The sequence below is a fragment of the Sphingopyxis sp. LC363 genome (assembly GCF_000756385.1).
In the GTDB taxonomy this organism is placed as follows: domain Bacteria; phylum Pseudomonadota; class Alphaproteobacteria; order Sphingomonadales; family Sphingomonadaceae; genus Sphingopyxis.
In genome coordinates this window covers 1-6,282 of sequence record NZ_JNFC01000059.1, presented here as the reverse complement: position 1 = coordinate 6,282, position 6,282 = coordinate 1, and the positions used below count along the sequence as shown (strand labels likewise).

Below are 6,282 nucleotides of genomic sequence, written 5' to 3'. Positions count from 1 at the left end.
CTCGGGGGAGGGCATGTCGTTTGGAAGGGTTGCCGAAACAGGCCCTCCCCTAACCCCTCCCGCAAGCGGGAGGGGGATTATTTCAGCAGCAGCGCCAGCGTCGCGAGGAAGCCCTTCGTTTCGGCCTGGCCCGGCCGCGGGACGGCGGGGAGGTAGGCGCGGCAGTCGAGGCACGACGCCTGCACCGACCCCGTTTGCGTCAGCATCGTCAAATCCTGCACCAACCGGCGTTCGGTGAGCTGGCGGTTCATCGCCGCGATGCCGAACCAGCCGCGCGGGAGCGCTGCCGTTTCTTCCTCGGTGCCCGACCAGCTGGCGAGCAGCTTCGAAAATTCGCTCGGCTCGTCCTCGAAATATTTGGCGTGGAAATCGCCGTCGACCTTCGCCAGCTTCGCCGCGGCGGCGAGCGCATCGGGCAGGCCGCCGAACTGGTCGACGAGGCCAATCTGGCGCGCGGTGCCGCCCGCCCAGACGCGGCCTTCGGCGATGGGCAATATCTTGTCGAGCGGCTGCTTGCGGCTCTTGGCGACAAGGCCGGTGAAGCGCGCGTAGATGTCTTCGACGCTCGCCTGCGCCAGCGCGTTGAATTCGTCGTTCACCCCGCCGAAGACGTCGGGCTGGCCCGACAGCGGCGTCGTCGCGATGCCATCGGCGTTGACCCCGATCTTGGCGAGCGCCTGGTCGAAGCTCGGCAGGATGCCGAACACGCCGATCGAACCGGTGATCGTCTCGGGCTCGGCAAAGATGCGGTCGGCGGGGGTCGAGACCCAATAGCCGCCCGACGCCGCGACATTCGCCATCGAGACGACGATCGGCAGCTTCTTCGCCTTGGCCGCGAGCAGCGCCTGGCGGATTTCCTCCGACGCGAGCACCGATCCGCCGGGCGAATCGACGCGCAGCACGATCGCCTTGATGCCGCTGTCGGCGGCGGCGTCGAGGATATGCTGCGCGATGGTTTCGCCGCCCGCGACGCCGCTCGGCGCCTCGCCGTCAACGATCTCGCCGACGACGGGGACGACCGCGATCGCACTGCCCTTTTGTTCGGGCGGATTGGCGGCGACCCAGTTTTCGAGCGGGATCGCATTATATTCCCATGGGCGGCTGTCGTCGGCCGTGCCGCTGATCTCGGCGACGCGGCGGTCGAACGCCATGCGGCTGCCGAGCTTGTCGACCAGGCCCGCGTCGAGCGAGGCTTTGGACAGATCGTTGCCCGCCGCCTTCACCGCGCCCGCGGTGTCGGCGATGAACGCGTCGAGCTTGGCGGCGGGGCGCGCTTTCTTGACGTCGGTCAGCCAGTTTTCCCAGAGGACGCCGGCATAGGCGAGGTTGGCCTCCTTCGCTTCGGGCGACTGATCGCTGCGCAGGAAGGGTTCGACCGCGCTCTTGAAGGTGCCGACGCGATAGATATGCGCGGTGACGCCGAGCCGGTCGATCAGCCCCTTGTAATAGAGACGCGATCCGCCCGGGCCCGCGATCGCGACGCCGCCGATGCCGTCGGCCCAGATTTCGCTCGCGTGCGCGGCGATCTGATAGCTGTCGGTGGTGTAGGCGGTGGCGAAGGCGAGCACGGGCTTTTTCTTTGCGCGCACCTTGTCGATCGCGGCGCCGATTTCGGCAAGCGACACCTGTCCGCCGCCGAGGAAGCGGTCGAGGTCGAGCACGACCGAGGTCACGCGATCGTCGCCGGCGGCGACTTCGAGCGCGTGGACGACGTCGCGGACGCGGACCTCCTTGAGCTGGGCGCCGCCCGAGAGTGCCGCGAACGGGTCGACTTCGGCGGGCTGTTCGCTGACGATCCCGTCGAGCTCGATGACGAGCGCACCCTTGCTGACCGGCAGGCCCGTGTTGGGGCGCCCGGCGAGCAGGCCGAACAGCGCGACGAAGAACAGCAGCAGGAAGATCAGCGCGAGCGCATCCTTGATCCCGACGAGCAGGTGCCAGACCTTGCGCGGGAAGCTGGTCGTGGATTTGCGCTTGTCGTCGCCGGGCAGCGGCCGGCGCACGGGGATGGCCCAGGGGCCGGCGGGATCGTTGGTCGTGTTCGCGGTGCTGTCGGTCATGTGAGCAAACCTAGGGATGCGCCTCGCCCTTGGCAATGTACGCTTCGACGGGCGGGCAATAGGGAGGGGGCGAACGTCGGATCAATCTTTTCATCCGTCATCCCCGCCTTCGCCGGGATGAGGGTCATGGTAAGGATGGGATTTAGGGGTCAAAGCCAGCCCTCGCGGCGGTACCAGCGCACCGTTTCGGCGAGCGCCTCGTCGGTGCCCAGCTCGGGGCGCCACAGCTCGGGGGGCGGGCATTTGCCTTCGGTCGCGACCCAGTCGGGATGCGCGATATAGCGTGCGCGGTCGGGGGTGAGCTTGGCGCGGCCGCGGCGCACGAGCGTGTCGAGCCGCCCGCCGGCCCTGAGCAGCAGCGCGGGGGTCGCGAGCGTCGAAAGACGCTGGCGTCCGACGGCGCGCGCGACGGCGCGGGCAAAGCTGCGATGCGACCAGCCCGTCGGTTTTCCGTCGTCGGGCTCGTAGATCTGGCCGATACCGACGACGCGGTCGGCGGCAAGCACGACGAGCAGGCGCGCGAGTTCGTCAACGTAGATCGCCGACATGCGGCCGCTCGGTACCAGCGCGATGCCGCGCCGCGCCATGCGGAACAGGTCGAGCATCTCGGTATCGCCGGGGCCGAACACCGCGGGCGGGCGGACGATCGTCCAGTCGAGCCCGCTTGCCATGACGACGGCCTCGGCGCGCTCCTTCGACCAGCCATAGTTGGAGAGGCCGGGCTCGCGTGCCGCGAGCGAGGAGACGTGGACGAAGCGCGTGACGCCGGCCTCTCGCGCGGCTTCGACGACGTTGGCGGTCGCGGTCGCATTGCCCGCCTCGAACGCCGCGCGGGTGGGGACGTTGACGACGCCTGCGATGTGCATGAGGGCGTCGGCGCCTTTCGCCATCTCGGCGAGACTGTCGGGCTGGTCGAGCGCGCCCGCGATCCACGTCACGCCGTCGCGCTCGGGCTGCGGGCGGCGGGTGAGGGCGCGGACGTGCCAGCCCGCTTCGACCGCTCGCCGCATCGTCGCACCGCCAGCGAAGCCGGTCGCGCCGGTCATTGCGAGGGTGGGTGTCATCTTGCTCCCCTCCCCTTCAGGGGAGGGGAGCAAGATGACACCCACCCTCGCAATGACCGGCGCGACCGGCTTCGCTGGCGGTGCGACGATGCGGCGAGCGGTCGAAGCGGGCTGGCACGTCCGCGCCCTCACCCGCCGCCCGCAGCCCGAGCGCGACGGCGTGACGTGGATCGCGGGCGCGCTCGACCAGCCCGACAGTCTCGCCGAGATGGCGAAAGGCGCCGACGCCCTCATGCACATCGCAGGCGTCGTCAACGTCCCCACCCGCGCGGCGTTCGAGGCGGGCAATGCGACCGCGACCGCCAACGTCGTCGAAGCCGCGCGAGAGGCCGGCGTCACGCGCTTCGTCCACGTCTCCTCGCTCGCGGCACGCGAGCCCGGCCTCTCCAACTATGGCTGGTCGAAGGAGCGCGCCGAGGCCGTCGTCATGGCAAGCGGGCTCGACTGGACGATCGTCCGCCCGCCCGCGGTGTTCGGCCCCGGCGATACCGAGATGCTCGACCTGTTCCGCATGGCGCGGCGCGGCATCGCGCTGGTACCGAGCGGCCGCATGTCGGCGATCTACGTTGACGAACTCGCGCGCCTGCTCGTCGTGCTTGCCGCCGACCGCGTCGTCGGTATCGGCCAGATCTACGAGCCCGACGACGGAAAACCGACGGGCTGGTCGCATCGCAGCTTTGCCCGCGCCGTCGCGCGCGCCGTCGGACGCCAGCGTCTTTCGACGCTCGCGACCCCCGCGCTGCTGCTCAGGGCCGGCGGGCGGCTCGACACGCTCGTGCGCCGCGGCCGCGCCAAGCTCACCCCCGACCGCGCACGCTATATCGCGCATCCCGACTGGGTCGCGACCGAAGGCAAATGCCCGCCCCCCGAGCTGTGGCGCCCCGAGCTGGGCACCGACGAGGCGCTCGCCGAAACGGTGCGCTGGTACCGCCGCGAGGGCTGGCTTTGACCCCTAAATCCCATCCTTACCATGACCCTCATCCCGGCGAAGGCGGGGATGACGGATGAAAAGATTGATCCGACGTTCGCCCCCTCCCTATTGCCCGCCCGTCGAAGCGTACATTGCCAAGGGCGAGGCGCATCCCTAGGTTTGCTCACATGACCGACAGCACCGCGAACACGACCAACGATCCCGCCGGCCCCTGGGCCATCCCCGTGCGCCGGCCGCTGCCCGGCGACGACAAGCGCAAATCCACGACCAGCTTCCCGCGCAAGGTCTGGCACCTGCTCGTCGGGATCAAGGATGCGCTCGCGCTGATCTTCCTGCTGCTGTTCTTCGTCGCGCTGTTCGGCCTGCTCGCCGGGCGCCCCAACACGGGCCTGCCGGTCAGCAAGGGTGCGCTCGTCATCGAGCTCGACGGGATCGTCAGCGAACAGCCCGCCGAAGTCGACCCGTTCGCGGCACTCTCGGGCGGCGCCCAGCTCAAGGAGGTCCGCGTCCGCGACGTCGTCCACGCGCTCGAAGTCGCCGCCGGCGACGATCGCGTGACCTCGGTCGTGCTCGACCTCGACCGCTTCCTCGGCGGCGGACAGGTGTCGCTTGCCGAAATCGGCGCCGCGATCGACAAGGTGCGCGCAAAGAAAAAGCCCGTGCTCGCCTTCGCCACCGCCTACACCACCGACAGCTATCAGATCGCCGCGCACGCGAGCGAAATCTGGGCCGACGGCATCGGCGGCGTCGCGATCGCGGGCCCGGGCGGATCGCGTCTCTATTACAAGGGGCTGATCGACCGGCTCGGCGTCACCGCGCATATCTATCGCGTCGGCACCTTCAAGAGCGCGGTCGAACCCTTCCTGCGCAGCGATCAGTCGCCCGAAGCGAAGGAGGCCAACCTCGCCTATGCCGGCGTCCTCTGGGAAAACTGGCTGACCGACGTCAAGAAAGCGCGCCCCGCCGCCAAGCTCGACGCGTTCATCGCCGACACCGCGGGCGCGGTGAAGGCGGCGGGCAACGATCTGTCCAAAGCCTCGCTCGACGCGGGCCTGGTCGACAAGCTCGGCAGCCGCATGGCGTTCGACCGCCGCGTCGCCGAGATCAGCGGCACGGCCGACGACAGCCGCCCATGGGAATATAATGCGATCCCGCTCGAAAACTGGGTCGCCGCCAATCCGCCCGAACAAAAGGGCAGTGCGATCGCGGTCGTCCCCGTCGTCGGCGAGATCGTTGACGGCGAGGCGCCGAGCGGCGTCGCGGGCGGCGAAACCATCGCGCAGCATATCCTCGACGCCGCCGCCGACAGCGGCATCAAGGCGATCGTGCTGCGCGTCGATTCGCCCGGCGGATCGGTGCTCGCGTCGGAGGAAATCCGCCAGGCGCTGCTCGCGGCCAAGGCGAAGAAGCTGCCGATCGTCGTCTCGATGGCGAATGTCGCGGCGTCGGGCGGCTATTGGGTCTCGACCCCCGCCGACCGCATCTTTGCCGAGCCCGAGACGATCACCGGTTCGATCGGCGTGTTCGGCATCCTGCCGAGCTTCGACCAGGCGCTCGCCAAGATCGGGGTCAACGCCGATGGCATCGCGACGACGCCGCTGTCGGGCCAGCCCGACGTCTTCGGCGGGGTGAACGACGAATTCAACGCGCTGGCGCAGGCGAGCGTCGAAGACATCTACGCGCGCTTCACCGGCCTTGTCGCCAAGAGCCGCAAGCAGCCGCTCGACAAGATATTGCCCATCGCCGAAGGCCGCGTCTGGGCGGGCGGCACCGCGCGCCAGATTGGCCTCGTCGACCAGTTCGGCGGCCTGCCCGATGCGCTCGCCGCCGCGGCGAAGCTGGCGAAGGTCGACGGCGATTTCCACGCCAAATATTTCGAGGACGAGCCGAGCGAATTTTCGAAGCTGCTCGCCAGCTGGTCGGGCACCGAGGAAGAAACGGCAGCGCTCCCGCGCGGCTGGTTCGGCATCGCGGCGATGAACCGCCAGCTCACCGAACGCCGGTTGGTGCAGGATTTGACGATGCTGACGCAAACGGGGTCGGTGCAGGCGTCGTGCCTCGACTGCCGCGCCTACCTCCCCGCCGTCCCGCGGCCGGGCCAGGCCGAAACGAAGGGCTTCCTCGCGACGCTGGCGCTGCTGCTGAAATAATCCCCCTCCCGCTTGCGGGAGGGGTTAGGGGAGGGCCTGTTTCGGCAACCCTTCCAAACGACATGCCCTCCCCCGAC

4 protein-coding genes are annotated in these 6,282 nt (G+C 69.2%); 2 read left to right on the top strand and 2 right to left on the bottom strand.

The features are described from left to right. Nucleotides 1-77: 77 nt before the first annotated feature. Both sppA (FG95_RS17595) and FG95_RS17590 read right to left on the bottom strand, forming a co-directional pair. Complete coding sequence (gene sppA, locus FG95_RS17595; RefSeq protein WP_081933233.1) at nucleotides 78-2,060, bottom strand: signal peptide peptidase SppA; 1,983 nt, start codon at nucleotides 2,058-2,060, stop codon at nucleotides 78-80. A gap of 149 nt (nucleotides 2,061-2,209) precedes the next feature. Next, nucleotides 2,210-3,124, bottom strand: coding sequence for an NAD-dependent epimerase/dehydratase family protein (locus FG95_RS17590; RefSeq protein ID WP_037557547.1), 915 nt, complete (start codon nucleotides 3,122-3,124; stop codon nucleotides 2,210-2,212). Between the two features lie 34 nt (nucleotides 3,125-3,158). On the opposite strand from FG95_RS17590, the gene FG95_RS17585 reads away from it, so the two are divergent. Continuing rightward, nucleotides 3,159-4,073 carry an NAD-dependent epimerase/dehydratase family protein gene (locus FG95_RS17585; RefSeq protein ID WP_037557547.1) on the top strand — a complete coding sequence of 305 codons (915 nt, stop codon included), beginning with the start codon at nucleotides 3,159-3,161 and terminating at the stop codon, nucleotides 4,071-4,073. A 149-nt stretch (nucleotides 4,074-4,222) separates the two neighbouring features. Beyond that, nucleotides 4,223-6,205: a signal peptide peptidase SppA gene (gene sppA / locus FG95_RS17580; RefSeq protein WP_081933233.1), complete on the top strand. Its 1,983-nt coding sequence runs from the start codon at nucleotides 4,223-4,225 to the stop codon at nucleotides 6,203-6,205. Nucleotides 6,206-6,282 lie beyond the last annotated feature (77 nt).

Bases quoted from the DNA above. Each gene is read 5' to 3' on its own strand.
- sppA (WP_081933233.1), bottom strand. From the start codon at position 2,060: ATGACCGACAGCACCGCGAACACGACCAACGATCCCGCCGGCCCCTGG.
- FG95_RS17590 (WP_037557547.1), bottom strand. From the start codon at position 3,124: ATGACACCCACCCTCGCAATGACCGGCGCGACCGGCTTCGCTGGCGGT.
- FG95_RS17585 (WP_037557547.1), top strand. From the start codon at position 3,159: ATGACACCCACCCTCGCAATGACCGGCGCGACCGGCTTCGCTGGCGGT.
- sppA (WP_081933233.1), top strand. From the start codon at position 4,223: ATGACCGACAGCACCGCGAACACGACCAACGATCCCGCCGGCCCCTGG.